The sequence below is a fragment of the Pseudomonas sp. 2725 genome (assembly GCF_050434585.1).
Classification (GTDB): domain Bacteria; phylum Pseudomonadota; class Gammaproteobacteria; order Pseudomonadales; family Pseudomonadaceae; genus Aquipseudomonas; species Aquipseudomonas jessenii.
In genome coordinates, this window is the sequence record NZ_JBNDIV010000003.1 from 105,812 (window position 1) to 131,825 (window position 26,014).

21 protein-coding genes are annotated in these 26,014 nt (G+C 61.3%); 16 read left to right on the forward strand and 5 right to left on the reverse strand.

Annotation, left to right across the window (positions count from 1 at the left end; all coding sequences use genetic code 11):
• Nucleotides 1-108 precede the first annotated feature (108 nt).
• Together ABIE16_RS08410 and ABIE16_RS08415 are read left to right on the forward strand one after the other, a co-directional pair.
• Nucleotides 109-2,364, forward strand: coding sequence for an Orn/Lys/Arg decarboxylase N-terminal domain-containing protein (locus tag ABIE16_RS08410; RefSeq protein ID WP_090455012.1), 2,256 nt, complete (start codon nt 109-111; stop codon nt 2,362-2,364).
• A 14-nt stretch (nt 2,365-2,378) separates the two neighbouring features.
• Nucleotides 2,379-2,993 carry a GNAT family N-acetyltransferase gene (locus ABIE16_RS08415; protein WP_349733912.1) on the forward strand — a complete coding sequence of 205 codons (615 nt, stop codon included), beginning with the start codon at nt 2,379-2,381 and terminating at the stop codon, nt 2,991-2,993.
• Here ABIE16_RS08415 and ABIE16_RS08420 read toward each other — a convergent pair.
• Both ABIE16_RS08420 and ABIE16_RS08425 read right to left on the reverse strand, forming a co-directional pair.
• Nucleotides 2,959-3,852: a LysR family transcriptional regulator gene (locus tag ABIE16_RS08420; RefSeq protein ID WP_429520874.1), complete on the reverse strand. Its 894-nt coding sequence runs from the start codon at nt 3,850-3,852 to the stop codon at nt 2,959-2,961. The two genes, ABIE16_RS08415 and ABIE16_RS08420, sit on opposite strands and share 35 nt — an antisense overlap.
• Nucleotides 3,853-3,940: 88 nt before the next feature.
• Nucleotides 3,941-4,168, reverse strand: a complete 228-nt coding sequence (locus ABIE16_RS08425) for a hypothetical protein (RefSeq protein ID WP_057715028.1) — start codon at nt 4,166-4,168, stop codon at nt 3,941-3,943.
• A 174-nt stretch (nt 4,169-4,342) separates the two neighbouring features.
• Here ABIE16_RS08425 and ABIE16_RS08430 point away from each other — a divergent pair, with 174 nt between their 5' ends.
• On the forward strand, nt 4,343-4,903 hold the full coding sequence (locus tag ABIE16_RS08430) for an NADPH-dependent FMN reductase (protein WP_429520875.1): 561 nt from the start codon (nt 4,343-4,345) through the stop codon (nt 4,901-4,903).
• A gap of 184 nt (nt 4,904-5,087) precedes the next feature.
• Here the strand turns inward: ABIE16_RS08430 and ABIE16_RS08435 are convergent, their stop codons facing one another.
• On the reverse strand, nt 5,088-6,038 hold the full coding sequence (locus ABIE16_RS08435) for a DUF1853 family protein (RefSeq protein ID WP_429520876.1): 951 nt from the start codon (nt 6,036-6,038) through the stop codon (nt 5,088-5,090).
• 117 nt (nt 6,039-6,155) lie between these two features.
• Here ABIE16_RS08435 and ABIE16_RS08440 point away from each other — a divergent pair, with 117 nt between their 5' ends.
• The 8 genes from ABIE16_RS08440 (at nt 6,156) to ABIE16_RS08475 (ending at nt 17,291) form a co-directional block, all read left to right on the forward strand.
• Nucleotides 6,156-7,046 (forward strand): NAD(+) kinase, encoded by an 891-nt coding sequence (locus tag ABIE16_RS08440; RefSeq protein WP_008016128.1) that lies wholly within the window; start codon nt 6,156-6,158, stop codon nt 7,044-7,046.
• On the forward strand, nt 7,043-8,017 hold the full coding sequence (locus ABIE16_RS08445) for a metallophosphoesterase (RefSeq protein ID WP_371318493.1): 975 nt from the start codon (nt 7,043-7,045) through the stop codon (nt 8,015-8,017). Before ABIE16_RS08440 ends, ABIE16_RS08445 begins: the two co-directional genes overlap by 4 nt.
• A complete protein-coding gene (locus ABIE16_RS08450) occupies nt 8,014-8,883 on the forward strand; it encodes a rhomboid family intramembrane serine protease (protein WP_429520877.1) in 870 nt (289 codons plus the stop codon). The genes ABIE16_RS08445 and ABIE16_RS08450 overlap by 4 nt, the downstream gene beginning before the upstream one ends.
• A gap of 32 nt (nt 8,884-8,915) precedes the next feature.
• Nucleotides 8,916-9,176: a YeaC family protein gene (locus tag ABIE16_RS08455; RefSeq protein ID WP_429520878.1), complete on the forward strand. Its 261-nt coding sequence runs from the start codon at nt 8,916-8,918 to the stop codon at nt 9,174-9,176.
• Nucleotides 9,173-10,003 (forward strand): DUF2797 domain-containing protein, encoded by an 831-nt coding sequence (locus tag ABIE16_RS08460; RefSeq protein WP_090455017.1) that lies wholly within the window; start codon nt 9,173-9,175, stop codon nt 10,001-10,003. Before ABIE16_RS08455 ends, ABIE16_RS08460 begins: the two co-directional genes overlap by 4 nt.
• Nucleotides 10,004-10,013: 10 nt before the next feature.
• Nucleotides 10,014-12,671: an aminopeptidase N gene (gene pepN, locus ABIE16_RS08465; protein ID WP_429520879.1), complete on the forward strand. Its 2,658-nt coding sequence runs from the start codon at nt 10,014-10,016 to the stop codon at nt 12,669-12,671.
• Between the two features lie 1,154 nt (nt 12,672-13,825).
• Nucleotides 13,826-14,878: a WD40/YVTN/BNR-like repeat-containing protein gene (locus tag ABIE16_RS08470; protein WP_154860107.1), complete on the forward strand. Its 1,053-nt coding sequence runs from the start codon at nt 13,826-13,828 to the stop codon at nt 14,876-14,878.
• 28 nt (nt 14,879-14,906) lie between these two features.
• Entirely contained in the window at nt 14,907-17,291 is a 2,385-nt protein-coding gene (locus ABIE16_RS08475) for an efflux RND transporter permease subunit (protein ID WP_407515372.1), read from the forward strand.
• Nucleotides 17,292-17,468: 177 nt separating this feature from the next.
• Here the strand turns inward: ABIE16_RS08475 and ABIE16_RS08480 are convergent, their stop codons facing one another.
• Nucleotides 17,469-18,188 carry a FadR/GntR family transcriptional regulator gene (locus ABIE16_RS08480; RefSeq protein WP_032829613.1) on the reverse strand — a complete coding sequence of 240 codons (720 nt, stop codon included), beginning with the start codon at nt 18,186-18,188 and terminating at the stop codon, nt 17,469-17,471.
• A 171-nt stretch (nt 18,189-18,359) separates the two neighbouring features.
• Nucleotides 18,360-20,096 (reverse strand): IlvD/Edd family dehydratase, encoded by a 1,737-nt coding sequence (locus tag ABIE16_RS08485; RefSeq protein WP_057715018.1) that lies wholly within the window; start codon nt 20,094-20,096, stop codon nt 18,360-18,362.
• Nucleotides 20,097-20,290: 194 nt separating this feature from the next.
• Between ABIE16_RS08485 and ABIE16_RS08490 the strand changes: the two genes are divergently transcribed.
• The 5 genes from ABIE16_RS08490 to ABIE16_RS08510 all read left to right on the forward strand — a co-directional run bounded on the left by ABIE16_RS08490 (nt 20,291) and on the right by ABIE16_RS08510 (nt 25,992).
• Nucleotides 20,291-21,613: an MFS transporter gene (locus ABIE16_RS08490; RefSeq protein WP_218496063.1), complete on the forward strand. Its 1,323-nt coding sequence runs from the start codon at nt 20,291-20,293 to the stop codon at nt 21,611-21,613.
• 160 nt (nt 21,614-21,773) lie between these two features.
• Nucleotides 21,774-22,766 carry an AraD1 family protein gene (gene araD1, locus ABIE16_RS08495; RefSeq protein WP_340316286.1) on the forward strand — a complete coding sequence of 331 codons (993 nt, stop codon included), beginning with the start codon at nt 21,774-21,776 and terminating at the stop codon, nt 22,764-22,766.
• A 10-nt stretch (nt 22,767-22,776) separates the two neighbouring features.
• Nucleotides 22,777-24,357 carry an aldehyde dehydrogenase (NADP(+)) gene (locus tag ABIE16_RS08500; RefSeq protein ID WP_429520880.1) on the forward strand — a complete coding sequence of 527 codons (1,581 nt, stop codon included), beginning with the start codon at nt 22,777-22,779 and terminating at the stop codon, nt 24,355-24,357.
• Between the two features lie 134 nt (nt 24,358-24,491).
• Complete coding sequence (locus ABIE16_RS08505) at nt 24,492-24,830, forward strand: DUF5629 family protein (protein ID WP_218496058.1); 339 nt, start codon at nt 24,492-24,494, stop codon at nt 24,828-24,830.
• Nucleotides 24,823-25,992, forward strand: coding sequence for a lactonase family protein (locus ABIE16_RS08510; RefSeq protein ID WP_429520881.1), 1,170 nt, complete (start codon nt 24,823-24,825; stop codon nt 25,990-25,992). Before ABIE16_RS08505 ends, ABIE16_RS08510 begins: the two co-directional genes overlap by 8 nt.
• The last annotated feature ends 22 nt before the right edge of the window (nt 25,993-26,014 follow it).

Here is a 26,014-nt window from a genome sequence, read left to right on the forward strand (position 1 = left end):
CTCCCTCGTCGCCACAAGTTGGTGCATCCCGCTCGCCACATCCGCTGCAACACTCTAACCTGAGGTGATTGGCAGGCTCTGGTCTGCCGCCTCAGGACGCTGAGCCTCATGTACAAAGACTTGAAATTCCCGGTCCTGATCGTTCATCGCGACATCAAGGCCGACAGCGTTGCCGGTGACCGCGTGCGGGGGATTGCCCGGGAGCTGGAGCAGGAAGGGTTCAGCGTCGTTTCGGCGGTGGACTACACCGAAGGACGACTGGTTGCGTCGACTTACCACGGCCTGTCCTGCATGTTGATTGCCTCTGAAGACGCCAGCACCCATTCTCATTTGTTGCAAAACATGGCCGAACTGATCGGTCTGGCGCGGGTGCGTGCACCGGATCTGCCGATCTTCGCCCTGGGCGAAAAAGTGACCCTGGAAAACGCACCCGCCGACGCCATGGCCGAGCTCAATCAGTTGCGCGGCATTCTTTATCTGTTTGAGGACACCGTGCCCTTTCTCGCCCGGCAGGTGGCCCGCGCCGCGCGCAAGTACCTCGATGGCCTGCTGCCGCCGTTTTTCAAGGCGTTGGTGCAGCACACGGCGGATTCCAACTACTCCTGGCACACCCCCGGCCACGGCGGTGGCGTGGCGTATCACAAAAGTCCGGTCGGGCAGGCGTTTCACCAGTTTTTCGGGGAAAACACCCTGCGCTCGGATCTTTCGGTGTCGGTACCGGAGCTCGGCTCCTTGCTCGATCATACCGGCCCCCTGGCTGAAGCCGAGGCTCGTGCAGCACGCAATTTTGGCGCCGATCACACCTTTTTCGTGATCAATGGCACGTCCACGGCCAACAAGATTGTCTGGCACTCGGTGGTCGCCCGCGATGACCTGGTGCTGGTGGACCGCAATTGCCACAAGTCGGTGCTGCATTCGATCATCATGACCGGCGCCATCCCACTGTACTTGTGTCCGGAGCGTAATGAACTGGGGATTATCGGCCCGATTCCCCTGAGTGAGTTCAGTCGCGAATCGATCCAGGCCAAGATCGACGCCAGTCCGCTGACCAAGGGGCGTTCCCCGAAGGTCAAGCTTGCCGTTGTGACCAATTCGACCTATGACGGCCTTTGCTACAACGCTGAGCTGATCAGGCAGCAACTGGGCAATAGCGTTGAGGTGTTGCACTTCGACGAGGCCTGGTACGCCTATGCAGCGTTTCATGAGTTCTTTGCCGGGCGCTACGGCATGGGCACCTCCCGTGATGAAGACAGCCCGTTGGTGTTCACCACCCATTCGACCCACAAGTTGCTGGCGGCCTTCAGTCAGGCATCGATGATTCACGTGCGCGATGGCGGTGCGCGGCAACTGGATCGGGATCGCTTCAACGAAGCATTCATGATGCACATCTCGACCTCGCCGCAGTACGGCATCATCGCCTCGCTGGATGTGGCTTCGGCGATGATGGAGGGGCCGGCCGGGCGTTCGCTGTTGCAGGAAATGTTCGACGAAGCCCTGAGTTTTCGCCGTGCGCTGGCCAATTTGCGCCAGCACATTGCCGCCGATGACTGGTGGTTCTCGATCTGGCAACCGCCGTCGGCGGAAGGCATCGAGCGGGTCGTCACTGAGGACTGGTTGCTGCAACCCGATGCCGACTGGCACGGCTTTGGCGGCGTGACCGACGACTATGTGCTGCTCGACCCGATCAAGGTCACGCTGGTGATGCCGGGATTGACGGCCGGTGGCGCCCTCAGCGAGCGCGGGATTCCGGCGGCGGTGGTCAGCAAGTTCCTGTGGGAGCGCGGCCTGGTGGTCGAGAAGACCGGGCTGTACTCGTTCCTCGTGTTGTTCTCCATGGGCATCACCAAGGGCAAGTGGAGCACGCTGCTCACCGAACTGCTGGAGTTCAAGCGCAGCTACGACGCCAACGTCAGTCTGGCCAGTTGCCTGCCCTGTGTGGCGCAAGAGAATGTCGCACGCTATCAGGGCATGGGGCTGCGTGATCTGTGCGATCAGTTGCATGCCTGTTATCGCAGCAATGCCACCGCCAGGCACCTCAAGCGCATGTACACCGTTCTGCCGGAAGTCGCGATGAAGCCGGCGGACGCCTATGATCAATTGGTGCGGGGTGAAGTCGAAGCCGTGTCGATCGATGCGCTGGACGGGCGGATCGCTGCAGTGATGCTGGTGCCGTACCCACCCGGCATTCCGCTGATCATGCCGGGTGAGCGCTTTACCGAGTCGACCCGCTCGATCATCGATTACCTGGCGTTTGCCCGCACGTTCGATAGCAGCTTTCCGGGGTTCGTTGCTGATGTGCACGGATTGCAACATGAAGATCAGGGCAGTGGACGGTGCTACACCGTCGATTGCATCAAGGAATGAGGACATTTCCCAGTATGCAGCCGGTTATAAATCCGAATTATCCAGGGTTGTCGGTACGGGTTGCCGACGAGGGTTTTGCCGCCTATATCTGGGGCAGTGATTTCAGTTTTGAAGTCGCGGCCTACGGTGCGGCACAAATAGGAGCGCCGGTGGCACAGTGGCCTGTCACCCCGATCACGCCTTATCGCAAGTGCTACGGCATCGATCCCGAGGAATTCAGCAGCTTTCGCGATTCCGCCGACGGCGCGATTTTCATGGCTTATCTGGATGACCAGCCCGTGGGGCACCTGGTGGTCAGCACCAACTGGAACGGCTTTGCCCATATCGACGAGCTGGCGGTGCACGCACCGGCCCGGCGGCATGGCGTGGCCAAGGCCCTGCTGGATGTGGCGCAGTTCTGGAGCCGCAAGAAAAAGCTGCCAGGCATCATGCTCGAAACCCAGAACAACAACCTGGGGGCCTGCAGGCTCTATGAACGCTGCGGTTACGTGATTGGTGGGATCGACCACCTGCGCTATCGCGGCATCGATCCGAACACCGCCGAAGTGGCGTTGTTCTGGTATCGATTGTTCGAAAACCCGCTGGAAAATCCGTTCAGTTCGTCAGCATCGCCGCGGCTTGTTCCGTGACGATGGTTAACAGCGTCTGAACCGCCGGAGAGGGTTCGGCGTTTTTCAGGGTCAGGGCGTAGAGGCTGATCGGGACCGCTGGCGCCAGCGGGCAGGTGTCCAGCCCCGAGGCTTTGGCGCCGAGGGCGGTGAAGGGGTCGACGATGGCCAGGCCTTCGCCGGCCTCGACCATGCTGCGCATCATCTGATGCGTCTGGACCCGGGTCTGAATCACCGGGGCAGGGCGCAAGCCGTGCAGTTTGTTTTCCAGCGCCGGGCTCAACGGGTCCTGCCCCTCCAGGCCGATCATCGATTGGCCGGCCAGATCCTGCAGTGAAATGTATTTCTGTTTCGGTTGCAGCCAGCCATGGGGGGCGAGCAACTGGAGTTTGCCCTGGGCAATTACATGGCAGTCGAGGTCGGCGTGATCGGGGTCATGCAGGCTCAGGCCCAGATCGCTTTCACGCAGCAGCAGGCTTCTGACGATGTCGCGGGTGGGCTGGCTCAGCAGCGTGCAAGCCGCATCGGGCAGGCGTCGGCGCAGGGCCGCGATGCTGTGTGGCAACAATTGGTTGGCCAGGGGAGGGGTGCAGATGATGCGCAGCGGCGGCGCCAGGTATTGCCTGAGGCTGTTGGCCAGGCGCTGCACCGGTTCGAGCGCATCATAGACCCGGGCAATTTCCACCTGCAGTTCCCGCGCTTCGCGGGTGGCCTGCAATCGTCCGCGCACGCTGGCGAACAGCATGAAACCCAACTGATCCTCGGCGTCGCGCAGCAAGCGCTCGACTTCGGCCACCGGCAACTGCAGCCATTCGGCGGCGGTGCCCAGGTGACCGGTCTGCAAGAGTGCCTGGATCACTTCGATATGGCGTAAGCGCATGCGTGAAGTCCATGTTCAGCAGGTGGAGGAGTCAGTGGCTGAATCCTACCCCAAGTCCGTGCATATGACTTCTGCTCATAACGACGGGTTATGAAGCGCTGGCGATCTGCGGTTCGCGGGTAATGGTCACGCCGGTTTGCACCAGCATGAATTCATTGTCGTCGACCTTGTTGACGCGGTCGCCAATGGCCAGCTTGTAGGTGGTGACAGGCCCTGAACCTTCTGCCGCCGGGGTGGAGTCCTGAAACTCGTGCACCGAATAAATGCGGCCTTGCGCGTCTCTTGCATGGAACTGACCGACGAGTACTGCTGCCATCTGCTTAGAACCTCTGGAGATAAATCACTCAATTTGCGGCACTGTAGACCGTGCTTGGGCGAGGTAAGTTTTCCTACGGGAAAAAAATAGTCAGGGACGGGGTTTTCGGTCGCCCGCTGTTTGAATCGTCATCTATAACTACAAGCTCTTCCTATCGGACAGTCGAGAAATCTTATGAGCAACGTCTATACGATCGCCGTCGTGGTCGGCAGCTTGAGAAAGGAATCGATCAACCGCAAGGTCGCACGGGCCCTGATAGAACTGGCGCCGGCCAATCTCAAGCTCAACATCGTCGAAATTGGCGATCTGCCGCTCTATAACGAAGATATCGATGGCGCTTCACCGCCGGCAGCCTACAGCACTTTCCGACAACAGGTGAGCTCATCCGACGCGGTGTTGTTCGTGACCCCGGAATACAACCGGTCGGTGCCGGCACCGTTGAAAAACGCGATTGACGTGGGGTCGCGTCCATATGGCAAAAGCGCCTGGAGCGGTAAGCCGGGAGCCGTTATCAGTGTGTCGCCGGGGGCCGTCGGCGGGTTTGGTGCCAATCACAACCTGCGTCAATCCATGGTGTTTCTCAATGTGCCGATGATGCAGCAACCGGAGGCCTATCTGGGGAACGCCGGTTCGGCGTTCGACGAATCTGGCAAGTTGTCCGAGTCGGTAAAGCCGTTCCTGCAAAGTTTCATCAGTGCTTATGGGCAATGGGTCGAGCAGCACAAGAAAGACTGATGGTCATTGGCCGGCGCTTTGTCCTGCGAAGCGCTGGGTGGTTATCTCTTTAGACCGTGTTGGCCTCTTCGCGAGCAAGCCCGCTCCCACAGGGATCTTCAGTGGATACAAGAGTTGTGTTCGGCTGAGGCCCAATGTGGGAGCGGGCTTGCTCGCGAAGAGGCCGGCTCAGGCAATACTGGACTCAACCCTGTCCCGGCACATTCGGCCAAAGATCCGCCACCAGAAACAATCGCTCGGCCTCTTCCCAGTCGCCGCTGGCATTTTCCGTCAGGCGCACCAGCAGTTGTGCTGGCGCCAGCGGGTCCAGGTCATCCAGCCACGCCTGCATCTGTCCGGGGTTCCAGGTGTGCTCGGCCGAATAATGCGCCGGCGCCAGCCAGGCGTGACGGGGCAGGGGTTGCCAGCGACCGGGCGGGCTTTGGGCCAACAACGCCGGCCAATCCTTTTGATGCAACCAGCGACCCCGCAAATGCTGTGGATGGGCACCCAATGGCGGGGCGGCTTGTCCGGGCCACGGGTACAGCAAGTAACCCCCCAGCCATAAATGTGCGCTGAACGCCTGGATATCCAGCGCCGCGAGCACTTCACGGCTCTCGGGGCGTGTGGAAATCGGCAATTGATGCTGGCTCAGGTGCGCCAGTTTGCGGTCGAGCCGGTCGTGGCAGCCCGGGCCCAGCCACTTGGCGGTGTCGTGTCCGTCGCCGGATTGCGGGCCAAGGTAGAGCTTGATCGCCAGTTCCAGGTGATGCACGCCGTCGCGGTCGCGCAGCAGCATGTCCAGTTCACCGAGGGTGTGCCCTTCGTGGCGAATCGGCATGTTGGCGGCAATCAGTTCAATGCCCGGTGCATGCTGCACGGCGAATTGCCAGAGGCGTTCGTAGTACAAACCCAGGCGCCGGGTCCGGGCCTGGGCCAGCCAGTGCAGCAGGCCATAACTGTCCCGATCCAGCTGCCGCAGCCAATGCTCCAGCCGATCCGGTGCCTGCACCCAGTCGCTGCCGGCCAGCGGGTGACGCTGCGGCCACGGGGTATTGTCCAGCATGGGCGGCGCGAGGATGACCCACGCCAGGTCACGCACTTCGGGATGGCGTAACTGATGGGGCAGGTGGAGCAAATCCGGAAATAGCATCATCTTGCGAGCATAGCCCGAAACCCGGGCACACCCCTGAAACTGAAAGGATTTTGTCTACGGGCGGCTTTCGCCCATAATCGTGGTTTTCGCCGCCACGCAGATCCCCGCAGGAGCCCCATGGAGCAATTTCGCAATATCGGCATCATCGGTCGCCTGGGCAGTTCCCAGGTGCTGGATACCGTCCGCCGACTGAAACGGTTTCTGCTCGATCGTCACCTGCACGTGATCCTCGAAGACACCATCGCCGAAGTGCTGCCAGGGCACGGCTTGCAAACCTCGTCGCGCAAGATGCTCGGCGAAGTCTGCGACATGGTCATAGTGGTCGGTGGTGACGGCAGCCTGCTCGGTGCCGCCCGGGCGCTGGCCAAACACAATATTCCGGTGCTCGGCATCAACCGGGGCAGCCTGGGTTTCCTCACCGATATCCGTCCCGATGAGCTGGAAACCAAGGTCGCCGAAGTGCTGGATGGCCACTATCTGGTGGAAAACCGCTTTTTGTTGCAGGCCGAAGTCCGCCGCCACGGCGAGGCCATCGGCCAGGGCGATGCACTGAACGACGTCGTGCTGCACCCCGGCAAATCCACGCGAATGATCGAGTTCGAGCTGTACATCGACGGCCAGTTCGTCTGTAGCCAGAAGGCCGACGGCCTGATCGTCGCGACGCCGACCGGTTCCACCGCCTATGCGTTGTCCGCCGGCGGGCCGATCATGCATCCCAAGCTCGACGCTATTGTGATTGTGCCGATGTACCCCCATACCTTGTCGGGTAGACCGATTGTGGTCGATGGCAACAGTGAGCTGAAAATCGTCGTGTCCAAGGATATGCAGATTTACCCGCAAGTCTCGTGCGACGGGCAGAACCACTTCACCTGCGCGCCGGGCGACACCATTACCGTCAGCAAGAAAGCCCAGAAACTGCGGCTGATCCATCCGCTGGACCACAATTACTATGAAGTCTGCCGGACCAAGCTTGGCTGGGGCAGCAAGTTGGGGGGTGGAGGCGACTGATGCTCGATCCCGCGCGTAGCTACGACCTGATCGGTGACGTGCACGGTTGCGCTCTGACCCTGGAGCACTTGCTCGACCGACTCGGTTATCACAAACAGGGCGGCGTCTGGCGACACGATTCGCGCATGGCGGTGTTCGTCGGCGATATCATCGACCGCGGCCCGCGGATTCGCGAGGCACTGCATATCGTCCACGACATGGTCGAGGCCGGTCAGGCGCTGTGCATCATGGGCAACCACGAGTTCAATGCGCTGGGCTGGAGCACGCCGGCACTGCCCGGCAGCGGCAAGCAGTTCGTGCGTGAGCACACGCCGCGTCATGCCCGCCTGCTGCACGAAACCCTGACCCAGTTCGAACACCATCCGGGTGACTGGCACGACTTCCAGCAATGGTTCTACCAGTTGCCATTGTTCGTCGATGCCGGGCGTTTTCGCGTGGTCCACGCCTGCTGGGACGCCGGGCTGATCGAGCCGCTGCGGGCGTTGTTCCCCAACGGCTGCGTCGACGAGCATTTTCTCCAGGCGTCGGCGGAGTCGGGCTCTTTTGCCTGCACCGTATTCGACCGGCTGCTGCGCGGCACGGACATGCGTTTGCCCCATGGCCTGACCATGACCAGCGGCGACGGCCTGGTGCGTTCGTTCTTCCGCACCAAGTTCTGGGAAGACGATCCGAAAACCTACGGCGACATCGTGTTCCAACCGGATGCACTGCCGGAACCCGTGGCCCGGACGCCGCTGTCGTCCACCGAAAAGAACAGTTTGCTGCGCTATGGCATCGATGAGCCGCTGTTGTTCGTCGGCCATTACTGGCGCAGCGGCAAGCCGGCACCGATCCGGCCGAACCTGGCCTGTCTGGATTACAGCGCAGTGCTGTACGGCAAACTGGTTGCCTACCGACTGGATCAGGAAACCCGCCTGGATCCGCAAAAATTCGTCTGGGTCGATGTCGAGCGGCCGGAGGTGCTGCAATGAGTGCTGTAGCGGTATTGCGTCTGCCCCTGGCGGTGGACTTGAGCGGGTTCGTCACCCTGCTCAAGCGCATGCAAGTGCCCCATCGGGTCAGCGAGGAAGCTGGCGAGCAGGTGCTGTGGGTGCCGGACAACATCAGTGAAGACGTGCGTGCGCTGTACGAGCGTTTTCCGGCGGGTGACCCCGATCAGCAACTGGACATTCCGGTGGCGCATACCGTCAAGCGCCCGGGGTTCGTCGAGCAGTTGAAATACGCCAGGGCCACCGCGCTGGTGCTGCTGCTGAGCCTGGTTGTCGGCGCGGTGACCATGCTGGGCGACAACCTTGAAACGATGCGCTGGCTGACCTTCCTCGAGTTCCGCGTGGTCGGCGAATACATCCACTTCACGCCACTGGCCGACAGCCTGGCGGCGGGGCAGTGGTGGCGCCTGGTCACGCCGATGCTGATCCACTTCGGCATCCTGCACCTGGCGATGAACGGCATGTGGTACTGGGAGCTGGGGCGGCGTATCGAGTCGCGCCAGGGCAGTATCAACCTGATCGGCCTGACCTTGCTGTTCAGCCTGGTGTCGAACTTTGCCCAGTATTTCTTCAGCGGCCCGACCTTGTTCGGCGGTTTGTCCGGCGTACTGTACGGCCTGCTCGGGCATTGCTGGATCTTCCAGTTGCTGGCGCCAAACCCGGCCTATCGCCTGCCGCGAGGCGTGCTGGTGATGATGCTGGTGTGGTTGCTGCTGTGCCTGTCCGGGCTGGTCTCGATGATCGGCTTCGGCGAGATCGCCAACGCGGCCCACGTCAGCGGGTTACTCATCGGATGCTTCACCGGTTTGTTGGGCGGTTTGTATAACCGCCGTAAACTGGCCGCCTAATTCAGAACATGCAATAAAGAGACGGAGACCCAATGTCCTCTTTTAACGAAATGATCAAGAACATCACCCCCGATATCTACCAGAGCCTGAAACTGGCCGTGGAAATCGGCAAATGGTCGGACGGTGGCAAGCTCACCGCCGAACAACGCGAGCTGTCGCTGCAGGCGATGATCGCCTGGGAAATCCAGAACCTGCCAGAGGACCAGCGCACCGGCTACATGGGCCCGCAGGAATGCAGCTCCAAGTCGATTCAAGTGCCGAATATTCTGTTCAAGTCGGATGCCATCCATTGATCGAGATTGGCCGCGGTGCAATCAGCAAAATGTCGGCGCGCCTGGACGGGCCGAACGTGCAATACGCATTTCGTCTGGGCGAAACCGAGGTCCCGGTCAATCCGTTGATCGGTACCACGGTGCGCCTGGAATACCTGGGCGCGATCCACTGCACCCATTGCGGACGCAAGACCAAGACCAGTTTCAGCCAGGGTTACTGCTACCCGTGCATGACCAAACTGGCCCAGTGCGACGTGTGCATCATGAGCCCGGAACGCTGCCACTTCGAGGCCGGCACCTGCCGGGAGCCTGAGTGGGGCGAGAAGTTCTGCATGACCGATCACGTGGTGTACCTGGCCAATTCGTCGGGGGTCAAAGTCGGGATTACCCGCGCCACCCAGTTGCCGACCCGCTGGCTCGACCAGGGGGCGAGCCAGGCCTTGCCGATCATGCGCGTATCGACTCGCCAGCAGTCCGGTTTCGTCGAGGATCTGTTGCGCAGCCAGGTGGCCGACAAGACCAACTGGCGCGCTTTGCTCAAGGGCGATGCGGCGGCGGTGAACCTGGCCGAGGTCCGCGACCAACTGTTCGACAGCTGTGCCGAAGGCTTGCTCGGGTTGCAGCAGCGATTTGGCTTGCAGGCGATCCAGCCGGTGACCGACGTCGAACCGCTGGAAATCCGCTACCCGGTCGAGCAGTACCCGGCGAAGATCGTCAGCTTCAACCTGGACAAGAACCCGATTGCCGAAGGCACGCTGATGGGGATCAAGGGTCAATACCTGATCTTCGACACCGGCGTGATCAACATTCGTAAATACACGGCTTACCAGCTCGCCGTGCATCAGTAAGGACTCCAGCATGCGCACCGAACAACCGAAGATGATCTACCTCAAGGACTATCAGGCGCCCGAGTACCTGATCGACGAAACGCACCTGACCTTCGAGTTGTACGAGGACCACAGCCTGGTCCATGCGCAACTGGTGATGCGCCGCAACCCCGAGCGCGGCCCGGGCCTGCCGCCGCTGGTGCTGGACGGCCAGCAGCTGGAACTGCTGTCGGTCACTCTTGCCGACCAGGAGCTTTCCGAGGCGCAGTATCAGCTGACCGAGAATCACCTGACCCTGCACCCGACCAGCACCACCTTCACGGTCGATACCAGCGTCCGGATCCATCCGGAAACCAATACCGCGCTGGAAGGCCTGTACAAGTCCGGCACGATGTTCTGCACCCAGTGCGAGGCCGAAGGTTTTCGCAAGATCACCTATTACCTCGACCGCCCGGACGTGATGAGCACCTTCACCACCACGGTCGTCGCCGAACAACACAGTTATCCGGTGCTGCTGTCCAACGGCAACCCGATCGCTTCCGGTCCCGGTGAAGAGGGTCGGCACTGGGCGACCTGGGAAGACCCGTTCAAGAAACCGGCGTACCTGTTTGCGCTGGTGGCGGGCGACCTGTGGTGCGTCGAAGACAGCTTCACCACCATGAGCGAGCGCAACGTGGCGCTGCGCATTTACGTCGAGCCGGAAAACATCGACAAGTGCCAGCACGCGATGAACAGCCTGAAGAAATCCATGCGCTGGGACGAAGAGGTCTACGGTCGCGAGTACGACCTGGACATCTTCATGATCGTCGCCGTGAATGACTTCAACATGGGCGCCATGGAAAACAAGGGCCTCAACATTTTCAACTCCAGCGCCGTGCTGGCCAAGGCCGAAACCGCCACCGATGCCGCGCACCAGCGGGTCGAGGCGATCGTCGCCCACGAGTACTTCCACAACTGGTCGGGTAACCGCGTGACCTGCCGCGACTGGTTCCAGCTGTCGCTCAAGGAAGGCTTCACCGTGTTCCGCGATGCCGGTTTCTCCTCGGACATGAACTCGGCCACGGTCAAGCGCATCCAGGATGTGGCGTACCTGCGCACCCACCAGTTCGCCGAAGACGCCGGCCCCATGGCCCACGCCGTGCGCCCGGACAGCTTCATCGAGATTTCCAACTTCTACACCCTGACCGTGTACGAAAAGGGCTCGGAAGTGGTCGGCATGATCCACACCTTGCTCGGCGCCGAAGGCTTCCGCAAAGGCAGCGACCTGTACTTCGAACGCCACGACGGCCAGGCCGTGACCTGCGATGACTTCATCAAGGCCATGGAAGATGCCAATGGCGTTGACCTGACCCAGTTCAAGCGCTGGTACAGCCAGGCCGGTACACCGCGCCTGGCGGTGAGCGAGTCTTATGACGCGGCGGCGAAAACCTACAGCCTGACCTTCCGTCAGAGCTGCCCGGAAACCCCGGACAAGGTGCAAAAACTGCCGTTCGTGATCCCGGTCGAACTGGGGCTGCTGGATTCCAAAGGGGCAGCGATTGCCCTGCGTCTGTCCGGCGAAGCCACTGCGCAAGGCACCTCGCGGGTCATTTCCGTGACCGAAGCCGAGCAGACTTTCACCTTCGTCGACATCGCCGAACAACCGTTGCCGTCGTTGCTGCGCGGCTTCTCGGCGCCGGTGAAATTGAGCTTCCCGTACAACCGTGATCAGCTGATGTTCCTGATGCAGCATGACAGCGACGGCTTCAACCGCTGGGATGCCGGCCAGCAACTGTCGGTGCAGGTGCTGCAAGAGCTGATCGCCCAGCAGCAGAAGGGCGAAGCGCTGGTACTCGATCAGCGTCTGGTGGCGGCGTTGCGCACGGTGCTTTCGGATGAGTCGCTGGATCAGGCGATGGTCGCGGAAATGCTCTCTCTGCCAAGCGAGGCGTACCTGACCGAGATCAGTGAAGTGGCGGATGTCGAAGCGATTCACACGGCGCGTGAATTTGCCCGTAAGCAACTGGCTGAGGCGTTGTTCGAAGGTTTGTGGCTGCGTTATCAGGCCAATCGCGAGTTGTCGAAGCAGACGCCGTACGTGGCCGAAGCCGAGCACTTCGCTCGCCGCGCGTTGCAGAACATTGCGCTGTCGTACCTGATGCTCAGCGGCAAGCCGGAAGTTGTGGCTGCGACTCTGGAGCAGTTCGATTCGTGCGACAACATGACCGAGCGCCTGACCGCACTTGCCGTGTTGGTCAATTCACCGTTCGAAGCCGAGAAGGCCAAGGCGCTGGCCAGCTTCGCCGAACACTTCAAGGACAACCCGTTGGTCATGGATCAGTGGTTCAGCGTCCAGGCTGGCAGCGTGTTGCCTGGTGGTCTGGAGCGGGTTCGTCAGTTGATGCAGCATCCTGCGTTCAACATCAAGAACCCGAACAAGGTGCGGGCACTGGTCGGTGCGTTTGCCGGGCAGAACCTGGTCAACTTCCATGCTGCTGACGGTTCCGGGTATCGCTTCCTGGCGGATTTGGTGATCGAGTTGAATGGCTTCAATCCGCAGATTGCTTCTCGGCAGTTGGCGCCTTTGACTCGCTGGCGCAAATACGACAGCGCTCGTCAGGCTTTGATGAAGGCGGAGCTGGAGCGGATTCGGGCTTCGGGGCAGTTGTCCAGTGATGTGTTTGAAGTGGTCAGCAAGAGTTTGGCTTGATCTTGGCTTTTGAACTTGGCGGCCTTTGGGCCGACCAGGTTCTTGGTTGATTGAGTACATATCCGTTTCTTCGGTAACGGCGGCTGGCGGTTTCGCCCTTACGGCGAGTCCCTTTTGGCAAACGCCCCAAAAGGAACCAAAAGGTCTCGCCCCGAACGTACGGCCCCTCGCTAAGGCTCGGGGTTCCTTCGCTCCGGTATTCATCCGGGGGCATTGCCCTCCGGTCGGCTTCGCTTCGACCTACATGCAATGAGTTCGACTGCGTCGAACGGCGCTGCGCGCCAGTCCCCGGATAAACACCTCCACTCAGCCTTCCGAGGGGGCGGGTGGATCAAGATCAAAAGCTGCAGGCGAGCTAACGCTCGGCCTGATGAGTGGTGAAGAGCGTGGGGGTACGCAGCCCTGCTTTTGCTCTGCTCTTCTGTGGGAGCGAGCTTGCTCGCGATGGCGGCCTGCCAGTCGCTTGAATCCTATCTGGTTGCACAAAATCTTCAGAACCCCCATCTACGGCTTTGGCTTTGGCTTTGGCTTTGGCTTTGGCTTTGGCTTTGGCTTTTGATCTTGATCTGGCTTTTGATCTTTCGCCCCTTCGGCAGGCCGAGCGTAGGTGTTCATCAGGGGGTTAGGCGCGTAGCGCCGTTCGACGAAGTCGAACACATCGAGAGGAGGTCGTCGCGAAGCAGACCGTAGGCGATGCCCCCTGATGGACACCGTAGCGAGGGAACACCGAGCCTTGGCGAGGTGCCGTACGCCGGGGCGAAGCCTTTTGGTTCCTTTTTGGCGTTTGAAAAAGGGACTCGCTGTAAGAGCGAAACCGCCAGCAGCCGTTACCGCAGAAATGGATATGTACGCCGATTGGAAAAGCCGCCGTTACCGCAGCAACGGATATGTACACCAAACACCAAACACCAAAACCGCAATCACCCCACCTGATACCCAACCATTCAGAACCCCACCCCCATCCCCCCGGTTAACAAAAGATAACGTGGCGTCGATTGTCAGACATTAAAAAACACCGATAGGATAGGCCAGCTTCCGAAGGGGCTCTGGATTGCGGGTTTCAGGACTATGCTCTGAAACAGCCGGTCCGGACACGCACCCTTGCGGCGCCCAGTAAGGTTGAACGACCTAACAATAATAATGGGAGAAGGTCTATGAGTGAGCCTGTCATGGGTGTGGGTATCTGCCGCCCGCCGGCATTACGCAAATTCGCGTTGCTGGCCACAGCGCTCTCGGTGTTGGGCTCTGCCATGCTGTCGGCGCCTGCGCTGGCCGCGGCCGCGCCGGCATCCGACGTTGTTTATTCCATTGAATCCGCCAAGGCTGCCAAAAGCCTGATGCTCGATGTCGTCCACGCCGGCAAGCGCCTGGTGGCGGTCGGGGATCGTGGGCACATCCTGTATTCCGATGACCAGGGCGCTACCTGGACCCAGGCCAAGGTCCCGACCCGGGCCCTGCTGACGTCGGTGTTCTTCGTCGATGACATGCACGGCTGGGCCGTCGGCCATGACGCGCAGATCCTCGCCAGCGAGGACGGCGGCGCGACCTGGACCAAGCAATTCGAAGATCTGAAACGCGAATCGCCGCTGCTCGATGTCTGGTTCAAGGACGTCGACAGCGGCTTTGCCGTGGGCGCCTACGGCTCGCTGATGGAAACCACCGACGGTGGCAAGCATTGGGAAGACGCCAGCGACCGCCTGGACAACGAAGACCAGTACCACCTGAACGCGATCGCCGCGGTCAAGGACGCCGGGCTGTTCATCGTCGGTGAGCAGGGCAGCATGTTCCGCTCCGCGGACTGGGGCCAGACCTGGGAGAAACTCGAAGGCCCTTACGAAGGCTCGCTGTTCGGCGTGATCGGTACGGCGCAGTCCAATACGTTGCTGGCCTACGGCCTGCGCGGCAATCTTTACCGTTCCACGGATTTCGGCACCACCTGGGACCAGGTCGAGCTCAAGGCTGAACGTGGCGACCTGGAGTTCGGGCTGTCCGGCGGTACGCTGCTCGACGATGGTTCCATCGTGATCGTCGGCAACGGCGGTTCGGTCATTCGCAGCAGTGACAATGGCGAAACCTTCAAGGTGGTCAACCGCCCGGACCGTATTTCCGTCTCGGCAGTGACTGCGGCAGGCAATGGCAATCTGGTTCTGGCCGGGCAGGGCGGCGTTCGCGTCACTTCGCCAAGCGGCACCGAGTCGGGCAAATGAGCCGGGTTAATAATAAGAAGGCGGAGCTATGACTTCCTTGAGTACTCATCACCAGGACAAGGCGACGTTCCTCGAGCGCCTGATCTTCAACAACCGCCCGGCAGTGATCACGATCTGCCTGCTGGTCAGTATTTTTCTGTTCTGGCAGGCGACGCTGATCCGTCCGTCCACCAGCTTCGAAAAAATGATCCCGCTGGAGCACCCCTTCATCCAGAAGATGATGGAGCACCGCAACGATCTGGCGAACCTGGGCAACACCGTGCGGATCTCGGTGGAAGCCACCGATGGCGACATCTTCTCCAAGGAGTACATGGAGACCCTGCGTCAGATCAACGACGAGGTGTTCTACATCTCCGGCGTCGACCGTTCCGGCCTCAAGTCGCTGTGGAGCCCCAGCGTTCGCTGGACCGAAGTGACTGAAGAGGGCTTCGCCGGCGGTGAAGTGATTCCGCAAAGCTACAACGGCTCCCAGGCCAGCCTCGATCTGTTGCGCAACAACGTGCTCAAATCGGGTCAGGTCGGGCGGTTGGTGTCCAACGATTTCAAGTCGAGCATCGTCGACATTCCGTTGCTGGAGTCCTATCCGGACCCGCAGGACCAGGGCAAGCTGCTGGCGCTGGACTATCGCCAGTTCTCCCACGAGCTTGAGGACAAGATCCGCACCAAGTTCGAAGCACAGAACCCGAACGTGAAGATCCACATCGTCGGTTTCGCCAAGAAAGTCGGTGACCTCATCGATGGCCTGGTGATGGTGGTGATGTTCTTCGGCGTTGCCTTCGTCATCACCCTGATCCTCTTGCTGTGGTTCACCAACTGCCTGCGCAGTACCGTCGCCGTGTTGAGCACGACGCTGGTGGCAGTGATCTGGCAACTGGGCTTGATGCACTTCTTCGGCTTCGGGCTTGACCCCTATTCGATGTTGGTACCGTTCCTGATCTTCGCCATCGGTATTTCCCACGGCGTGCAGAAGATCAACGGGATCGCCCTGCAATCGAGTGAGGCGGACAACGCCCTGACGGCGGCGCGTCGCACCTTCCGTCAATTGTTCCTGCCGGGGATGATCGCGATCCTCGCCGATGCCGTGGGTTTCATCACGCTGCTGATCATCGATATCGGTGTGATCCGTGAGCTGGCCATCGGCGCATCCATCGGTGTGGCGGTGATCGTGTTCACCAACCTGATCCTGTTGCCAGTGGCGATTTCCTATGTCGGCATCAGCAAGCGTGCCGTCGACCGCAGCAAAAAGGACGCGACTCGCGAGCATCCGTTCTGGCGCCTGTTGTCGAACTTTGCCAGCGCGAAAGTGGCCCCGGTTTCCATTCTGCTGGCACTGGTCGCCTTTGGTGGCGGCCTTTGGTACAGCCAGAACCTGAAAATCGGCGACCTCGACCAGGGTGCCCCGGAGCTGCGTCCGGACTCGCGCTACAACAAGGACAACAACTTCATCATCAACAACTACTCCACCAGCTCCGACGTGTTGGTGGTGATGGTCAAGACCAAGTCCGAAGGCTGTTCGCGCTACGAAGCCATGGCGCCGATCGACGAGCTGATGTGGAAGATGCAGAACACCGAGGGCGTGCAGTCGGCGATTTCCCTGGTGACCGTGTCCAAGCAAATGATCAAGGGCATGAACGAGGGCAACCTGAAATGGGAAACCCTGTCGCGTAACCCTGATGTGCTGAACAACTCGATTGCCCGCGCTGACGGCCTGTACAACAACAGCTGTTCCGTGGCGCCGGTGCTGGTGTTCCTCAACGATCACAAGGCCGAGACCCTGGATCGCGCGGTACATGCGGTGCAGGAGTTCGCCAAGGAAAACAACAAGGAAGGCCTGGAGTTCATCCTCGCTGCCGGTAACGCCGGGATCGAGGCGGCCACCAACGAGGTGATCAAGAAGTCCGAACTGACCATCCTGGTCCTGGTGTACATCTGCGTCGCGGTCATGTGCATGATCACCTTCCGTTCGTGGGCGGCGACCTTGTGCATCGTGCTACCGCTGGTGTTGACCTCGGTACTCGGCAATGCCCTGATGGCCTTCATGGGTATCGGCGTGAAAGTGGCGACCCTGCCGGTCGTGGCGCTCGGGGTGGGGATTGGCGTGGACTACGGCATCTACATCTACAGCCGCCTGGAAAGCTTCCTGCGTGCCGGCCTGCCGCTGCAAGAGGCGTACTACCAGACACTGAAGTCCACCGGTAAGGCGGTGCTGTTCACCGGTCTGTGCCTGGCCATCGGCGTGTGCACCTGGATCTTCTCGGCCATCAAGTTCCAGGCCGACATGGGTCTGATGCTGACCTTCATGTTGCTGTGGAACATGTTCGGTGCGCTGTGGCTGTTGCCGGCACTGGCGCGGTTCCTGATCAAGCCGGAGAAACTGGCGGGGCAGAAGGGCAATTCGTTGTTCGCCCACTGATCGACAGCTGAAACAAAAAAAGCCGCAACCTTGGGTTGCGGCTTTTTTATGCCCGATGGTTTCGCCCTGGAACCTGTGGGAGCGAGCTTGCTCGCGATAGCGGAGTGTCAGCCGCATTGATATCGAACATTAGGCCGCCATCGCGAGCAAGCTCGCTCCCACAGGGTTCTTTGGTGATCAGGCGGGATCGCTGCCCAGCACTACATTCAGCGCGCTGCGGGCATCGTCCAGCTGCACCAACGTCGCATGCCGCGCGCCGAGGGCGTCGCGGTTTTCGATGGCGGTCAGGATCGCCTTGTGCCGGGGCAGCGCCAGTTCATGCAGGTTCGGCCGCTGGTTTGAATGCTTCAAGGCTTCGGCGATGGCCACCGAGAGCATGTTGCACAGGTTGGCCAGCAAGTCGTTGTGCGTGGCATCGGCGATGCGACTGTGGAAGTCCAGGTCCGGCTGCAACAGAGCCTCCGGCGTCGGTGCAGCTTCCATGCGTTGGTAGGCCTCACCGATGGAGGCGATGTCCGCTTCGGTGGCGAATTGCGCGGCGAGGGCGGCAGCGGCCGGTTCGATGATGCTGCGCACGCTGGTCAGCAGGTCGAAAAACTGATTCTGCGGACTGCTCTGCATCAACCAGTGCAGCACGTCCGGATCGAGCATGTGCCAGTCCTTGCGCGGCTTGACCACGGTGCCGACCCGCGGGCGGGAATACACCAGGCCCTTGGCGACCAGTACCCGGGTGGCTTCACGCAGCACCGGCCGGCTGACCGCATATTCTTCGCACAACAGCGCTTCGGCGGGCAGTTTGTCGTCGGGCAGGAAACGTCCCGAGACGATCTGCATGCCCAGTTCCTGGACGATGCGCGAGTGCATGCTTTTGCGGTCGGAGGGTTTGCGGTAATCCATGGGAAACGGCACGGTCCTGTGCGAAGAGGTGTCGCGCATGATAGCAGGCGCGGCGAGTCGACTGTAGGAGCGAGCTCGCTCGCGATGGACGTCAACGATAACGTGGGGAACCTGACACCCCGCGGCGGTCTCGGGTCCATCGCGAGCAAGCTCGCTCCTACAAGGGGGGTGTCAGTGGGAGTGGCGCGGCACCTCGGCCCCACGGCAACCGACCAGGAAGTCGAAGTCGCAACCCTGGTCCGCTTGCAGCACGTGGTCGATGTACAACTGACGATACCCACCGACGATCAGGTTCTGTGGCGGTTGCAGATCGGCCATGCGCGCGGCCAGTTCGGTGTCCGCAATATCCAGGTGCAAGCGGCCGCTGGCGCAATCGAGTTCGATCCAGTCGCCTTCCTTCACTGCGGCCAGCGGACCGCCGGCAGCGGCCTCCGGGGCGACGTGCAGCACAACCGTGCCGTACGCCGTGCCACTCATGCGCGCATCGGAAATACGCACCATGTCCGTCACACCCTGGGCCAGCAGCTTGGCCGGCAGGCCCATGTTGCCCACTTCGGCCATGCCCGGATAACCCTTCGGCCCGCAGTTCTTCATCACCAGGATCGAGTTGGCATCCACGTCCAGTTCCGGATCGTTGATCCGAGCCTTGTACATGTCGAAGTTCTCGAACACCACCGCACGGCCGCGATGCTGCATCAGTTCGGGCGTGGCGGCGGACGGCTTGAGCACAGCGCCCAGCGGTGCCAGGTTGCCGCGCAATACACAGATGCCGCCATCGGCGCGGATCGGGTTGTCGAGGGTGCGGATCACTTCGTCCTCGCCATAGATCGGCGCGTCCCTGGTGTTCTCGCCGATGGACTTGCCGTTGACGGTCAAGGCGTTCGGGTTCGGGATCAGGTTGGCTTCGCCGAGGCGGCGCAGTACCGCAGGCAAACCACCGGCGTAGTAGAACTCTTCCATCAGGAAGCGCCCGGAAGGTTGCAGGTCGACGATGGTCGGCATGCCGCGGCCGATACGGGTCCAGTCGTCCAGGTCCAGCTCGACGCCGATGCGCCCGGCGATGGCTTTCAGGTGGATCACTGCATTGGTCGAACCGCCGATGGCGGCATTGACGCGGATGGCGTTTTCGAAGGCTTCCTTGGTGAGGATCTTCGACAGCTTCAAGTCTTCGCGCACCATCTCCACGGCACGCATGCCGGACATGTGCGCCAACACATAACGGCGTGCGTCCACGGCCGGAATCGCCGCGTTGTGGGGCAGGGAGGTGCCGAGCGCTTCGGCCATGCAGGCCATGGTGGAGGCGGTGCCCATGGTGTTGCAGGTGCCGGCCGAGCGGGACATACCGCCCTCGGCCGCAAGGAAATCGTCGATGCTGATGGTGCCGGCCTTGACCTGTTCGCTGAGCTGCCAGACCACGGTGCCGGAGCCAATGTCCTTGCCCTTGTGCTTGCCGTTGAGCATCGGCCCGCCGGTGACGACGATGGCCGGCACGTCGCAACTGGCGGCGCCCATCAGCAGGGCCGGGGTGGTTTTGTCGCAACCGGTCAGCAGCACTACGCCATCGATCGGGTTGCCACGAATGGCTTCTTCCACGTCCATGCTCGCCAGGTTGCGGGTGAGCATGGCGGTAGGGCGCAGGTTCGATTCGCCGTTGGAGAACACCGGAAACTCCACCGGGAAGCCCCCGGCCTCGATTACACCGCGTTTGACGTGCTCGGCGATCTGGCGGAAGTGCGCGTTGCACGGGGTCAGTTCCGACCAGGTGTTGCAGATGCCGATGATCGGCTTGCCATGGAACTGGTGGTCGGCGATGCCCTGATTCTTCATCCAGCTGCGGTACATGAAGCCGTTCTTGTCGGCGGTGCCAAACCATTGGGCGGAGCGCAGGGTGGGTTTCTTATCAGACATGATCGATTCTCTTATTGTATGACTATATTGTTCGAGCTGAGGCGTAACATAAGCGCAAATTCCGCGCTTTGGAAGTGTTGTTGAGTAAATAGTATTACTATATAGTCCGCTCAAACGGAGGGATGGCCCTGGCGAACATTTCGCGAGAGGCGTCCCCCGAGGTTCTATAACAACAACAATCGGAGACCGTTCTCATGAGCCAGGAACTGCGGCTTATCCGCCGCATCACGCTGAAACTGATTCCCTTCCTGATCCTGCTGTACCTGATCGCCTATGTGGACCGCTCCGCGGTGGGCTTCGCCAAATTGCACATGGGCGCTGACATCGGCCTGGGCGATGCCGCCTACGGTCTTGGCGCCGGGTTGTTCTTCATCGGCTACTTCCTGCTGGAAATCCCCAGCAACCTGATGCTCGACCGCTTCGGCGCACGGCGCTGGTTCGCGCGGATCATGGTCACCTGGGGTGCCATCACCATCGGCATGGCCTTCGTCCAGGGGCCGAACAGCTTCTATGTGATGCGCTTTTTGCTCGGCGCCGCCGAAGCCGGGTTCTTCCCGGGCGTTCTGTACTACATCACCCAATGGTTCCCGGTGCGCCATCGCGGCAAGATCCTCGGGCTGTTCATCCTGTCGCAACCCATCGCAATGATGATCACCGGCCCGGTGTCCGGTGGCTTGCTGGGCATGGACGGCGTGTTGGGGCTGCACGGCTGGCAGTGGCTGTTCATCGTCATTGGTGCCCCGGCGATCCTGTTGACCTGGCCGGTGCTGCGTTACCTGCCGGACGGCCCGCAGCAAGTGAAGTGGATGGACCAGGGGGAAAAGGACTGGCTCAGTGGCGAGCTGAAAAAGGATCTGGATGCCTACGGCCAGACCCGTCACGGCAACCCGTTGCACGCCCTCAAGGACAAGCGCGTCCTGCTGCTGGCGCTGTTCTACCTGCCGGTGACCCTGAGCATCTATGGCCTGGGTTTGTGGCTGCCGACCCTGATCAAACAGTTCGGCGGCAGCGACCTGGTGACCGGATTCGTCTCGGCGGTGCCGTACATCTTTGGCATCGTCGGTCTGCTGATCATCCCGCGCAGTTCCGACCGCTTGAACGACCGCTATGGCCACCTCGCCGTGCTTTACGTGCTGGGTGCGATTGGCCTGTTCCTCAGCGCCTGGCTGTCGGTGCCTGTGCTGCAACTGGCGGCGCTGTGCCTGGTGGCGTTCGCACTGTTCTCCTGCACGGCGGTGTTCTGGACCTTGCCGGGCCGCTTCTTCGCCGGTGCCAGTGCGGCGGCGGGGATTGCGTTGATCAATTCGGTGGGCAACCTCGGCGGCTACCTCGGTCCGTTCGTGATCGGCGCACTCAAGGAATACACCGGCAACCTGGCTTCGGGCCTGTACTTCCTGTCGGGGGTGATGGTGTTCGGGCTGGTGTTGACCGGTGTGGTGTATCGCTTGCTGGAACGTAAACACGTCCTGCCAGCCGATCAATTTGCAGCAAGTGCACGTGGGGCTTCGCGCACCTGACAGGAAACAACAAATCATCACGGACCCTGTGGGAGCGGGCTTGCCCGCGATAGCAATCTGTCTGGCACATCAATGTTGAATGTGTCGCCGTCATCGCGGGCAAGCCCGCTCCCACAGGGAGTCGTGTTTGCCCAGGTTCTGGGTTAACAGGAGAAAATTCATGCGTTTGGTTCAGTTCGAATTGAGTAACGGCGAACGTCGTGTCGGCGTGGTCGAGGCGGGCCTGGTCCGAGAAGTACAGGACGCGCGCACCGTTCGCGATCTGGCATTGGCGGCGATCGAGGCGGGCGCAAGCCTTGAGCAGCAGGTGCAAAGCCTGGGGCTGGGCATCAGCCACGACTATGCCGAGTTGCTGACACAACGGCGCATCCTGCCGCCCCTGGACCATGCGGACCCGGCGCACATGCTGATCAGCGGCACGGGCCTGACGCATCTGGGCAGCGCCTCGGCCCGGGACAAGATGCACCAGCAAAGTGGCGATGAAACCGCGATGACCGACACCATGCGCATCTTCAAATGGGGCGTGGAGGGCGGTAAGCCGGCGGTGGATGAAGCCGGTGTGCAGCCGGAGTGGTTCTACAAAGGCGATGGCGGCATCGTCGTCAGGCCGGGCCAGCCGTTTCCCTTGCCGCCGTTTGCCGAAGATGCCGGCGAAGAGCCGGAGATCGCTGGCCTGTACGTGATCGGTCACGACGGCAAGCCGTATCGCCTGGGTTTTGCCGTGGGCAACGAGTTCTCCGACCACGTCATGGAGCGCAAGAACTACCTGTACCTGGCCCACTCGAAACTGCGCAGCTGCAGCTATGGTCCGGAACTGCGGGTTGGCGAACTGCCGCAGCATCTGGCGGGCACCAGCCGCATCCTGCGCGACGGCGAAGTGCTGTGGCAAAACGAGTTTCTCAGCGGCGAGGCGAACATGTGCCATAGCCTCGCCAACCTCGAATTCCATCATTTCAAGTACAGCCAGTTCCTGCGCCCGGGGGACGTGCACATTCACTTCTTCGGCACGGCGACCCTGTCCTTTGCCGACGGCATTCGCACGCAACCGGGTGACGTGTTCGAGATCACCCAGGCTGAATTCGGCGCGCCATTGATCAACGGCATCGCACCGGTCGCAGCGGCTTTCGAGCCCGGCACCGTCGGCACACTTTGAGGAGTTACCCATGACCCGGATCCTTGGTCACAACTACATCGGCGGCCAGCGCAGCGCCGCCGGCAGCATCAAGTTGCAGAGTGTCGATGCAACAACGGGCGAGGCTTTGCCTCACGCCTTTTATCAGGCGACAGCGCAGGAAGTCGCTGCGGCGGCCACCGCGGCGGCGGCCGCGTATCCGGCCTATCGCAGCCTGAGCGCGGAACGACGGGCGCAGTTTCTTGATGCCATTGCCGATGAACTGGATGCCCTCGGTGATGATTTTGTCGCTGTGGTCTGCCGCGAAACGGCGTTGCCCGCAGGGCGGATTCAAGGCGAGCGTGGACGCACCAGCGGGCAGATGCGTCTGTTTGCCAAAGTCCTGCGTCGCGGTGATTTCTACGGCGCACGGATCGACCGGGCATTGCCGGAGCGTCAACCGTTGCCGCGTCCGGACTTGCGTCAATACCGTATCGGCTTGGGACCTGTGGCAGTGTTCGGTGCCAGCAATTTTCCGCTGGCGTTCTCTACCGCCGGCGGCGATACCGCCTCGGCGCTGGCCGCCGGGTGCCCGGTGGTGTTCAAGGCCCACAGCGGTCACATGGCCACGGCTGAATGGGTGGCTGACGCGATCCTTCGAGCCGCCGAGAAAACCGGGATGCCGGCCGGCGTGTTCAACATGATCTACGGCGGTGGCGTCGGCGAGGCGCTGGTCAAGCATCCGGCGATTCAGGCCGTTGGTTTCACCGGTTCGCTCAAGGGCGGTCGTGCCTTGTGCGACATGGCAGCGGCCCGTGCACAACCGATTCCGGTGTTTGCCGAGATGTCGAGCATCAACCCGGTGATCGTCTTGCCCGAGGCGTTGCAGGCGCGGGCCGACACGGTCGCCCGGGATCTAACGGCGTCGGTGGTTCAGGGCTGCGGCCAGTTCTGCACCAATCCGGGCCTGGTGATCGGCATTCGCTCAGCGCCGTTCAGTGCCTTTGTGCAGCAAGTGGCCGGGTTGATGGGCGATCAGCCGGCGCAGACCATGCTCAATGCCGGAACCCTGAGCAGCTACGGTCAGGGCTTGCAAAAACTGCTCGCGCATCCGGGGATTGAGCACCTGGCCGGCAATCCGCAACAGGGCAATCAGGCACAGCCGCAGCTGTTCAAGGCCGATGTCAGCCTGCTGCTTGATGGCGATGAAGTGTTGCAAGAGGAAGTGTTCGGTCCGACCACGGTGGTGGTTGAAGTGGCCGATCATGCGCAACTGATGGCCGCCCTGAATGGTCTGCACGGCCAGTTGACCGCCACCGTCATTGGCGAGCCGGAAGACTTCGAACGGTTCGCCGGACTGACGGCGTTGCTGGAGCAGAAGGTCGGACGCATCCTGCTCAATGGCTATCCGACGGGCGTGGAAGTCTGCGATTCGATGGTCCACGGCGGGCCTTACCCGGCAACGTCCGATGCGCGCGGTACATCGGTGGGCACACTGGCCATCGATCGTTTCCTGCGCCCGGTGTGCTTCCAGAACTACCCGGACAGCTTGCTGCCGGATGCACTGAAGAACGGCAATCCGCTGCGCATCCAGCGACTGGTGGATGGGCAGTCGTCCCGCGAGGCACTCTAGCGGCTGACCACAACCCCTGTGGGAGCGGGCTTGCTCGCGAATGCAGTTTATCATTCAACATCTCTGTTGGCTGACACTGCGCTTTCGCGAGCAAGCCCGCTCCCACAGGTTTGTGTGAAACTTTGGTCGGGTGCATGAGCTATCATTGCGTCTTTCTCATTCAAAGATTGATTGCCATGACTTCCCCAACCGACACCTTGCTCAATGCCCTCGAACACTGCGGAATGGTGGAGATCGACGGGCTGCATGCCTTCGAATTCGCCCTCGACGAGTTCGATAACCTGCACATTGAATGCATGGATGGCCGTGCGGCCAAACACTGGGAGTTCACTCCGGCGCAGGTCCAGGCCGCGACCTTCGACTCTACGCTGCAAAGCTGGTTGATCACCGGTGACTCGGGTGAACACCGTTTGGTGTGCCTGGGCGATGTCGTCAGCGGTGACAACGAAGAAGACGAACAAGACGATGCGTAACCTCTGGCCACTGTTGATGGCCGGCAGCATCGGCGCCATGGGCGTTCAGTTCGCATCCGCCGAGGACTATCAACTGCTGGTGGGCTCCTACACAGCCGGTCAAAGCCAGGGCATCTACCGCCTGGCGTTCGACAGCCGCACCGGACAGATCGATGCCAGCCCCCTGCAAGTGCTCAAGAGCGAAAACCCGTCGTGGCTGACCCTGTCGAAGGATCAGCGACAGCTGTTCGTGGTCAACGAAAACGGCCCGGGTCAGACCGATCCGGTAGGGCGCGTCAGCAGTTTCGCGATTGATCCCAAGACCCACGCGCTGAGCCTGATCAGCCAGGTGCAAAGCCTGGGCAACGAGCCGACCCATTCCAGCCTCAGCATCGACGGCAGCCATTTGTTTGTCAGCAATTACTCGGTGGCCGAAGACCCGGGCGGCACCCTGGCGGTATTGCCGGTGGCGGCCGATGGCAAGCTCAAACCGGTGGTGCAGATGAGCAGCCACCCGGCGAGTCGGGTCAATCCCGAGCGCCAGGCCTCGGCCCACGTGCACTCGACGATCCCGTCGCCGGACGGCAAATACGTGTTCGCCAATGACCTGGGCGCCGACAAGGTGTTTGCCTACCGCTTCGACCCCAAGGCCAACCCGGAACTGCCGTTGACCCCGGCCACCCCGGCATTCGTGCAGCTGCCGCCGGGCAGCGGGCCGCGCCACCTGCTGTTCAGCGCCGACGGCAAACACGCCTGGCTGACCATGGAAATGAGCGCGCAAGTGGCGGTGTTCGATTACCACGACGGCCAACTCGAACAGACGCAGATGGTCGATCTGGCTGCCGGGCAACCGGTATCGGACAAGGCTGCGGCAGCGTTGCATGCCTCGGCTGATGGCAAGTTCCTCTACGTCAGCAACCGTGGCACGGCCAATCAACTGCTGGTGTTTGCCATCGATCCGGCGACCGGCCACCTCAGTGAGCTGCAACGGCGGGCGGTGGAGGGCGATCATCCGCGGGAATTCAGCCTCGATCCGAGCGGCAAATTCCTGTTGATCGCCAACCAGAAGAGCAACCAGATTGTCGTCGTCGAACGCGACGTCAGGACCGGTCTGCTGGGCAAGACCGTGCAAAAACTGCCGATGGATGCCCCGAGCGACCTCAGGTTTCTGCTGCGTCAATAAGCCGCAGGCCCCGGTTGATGGG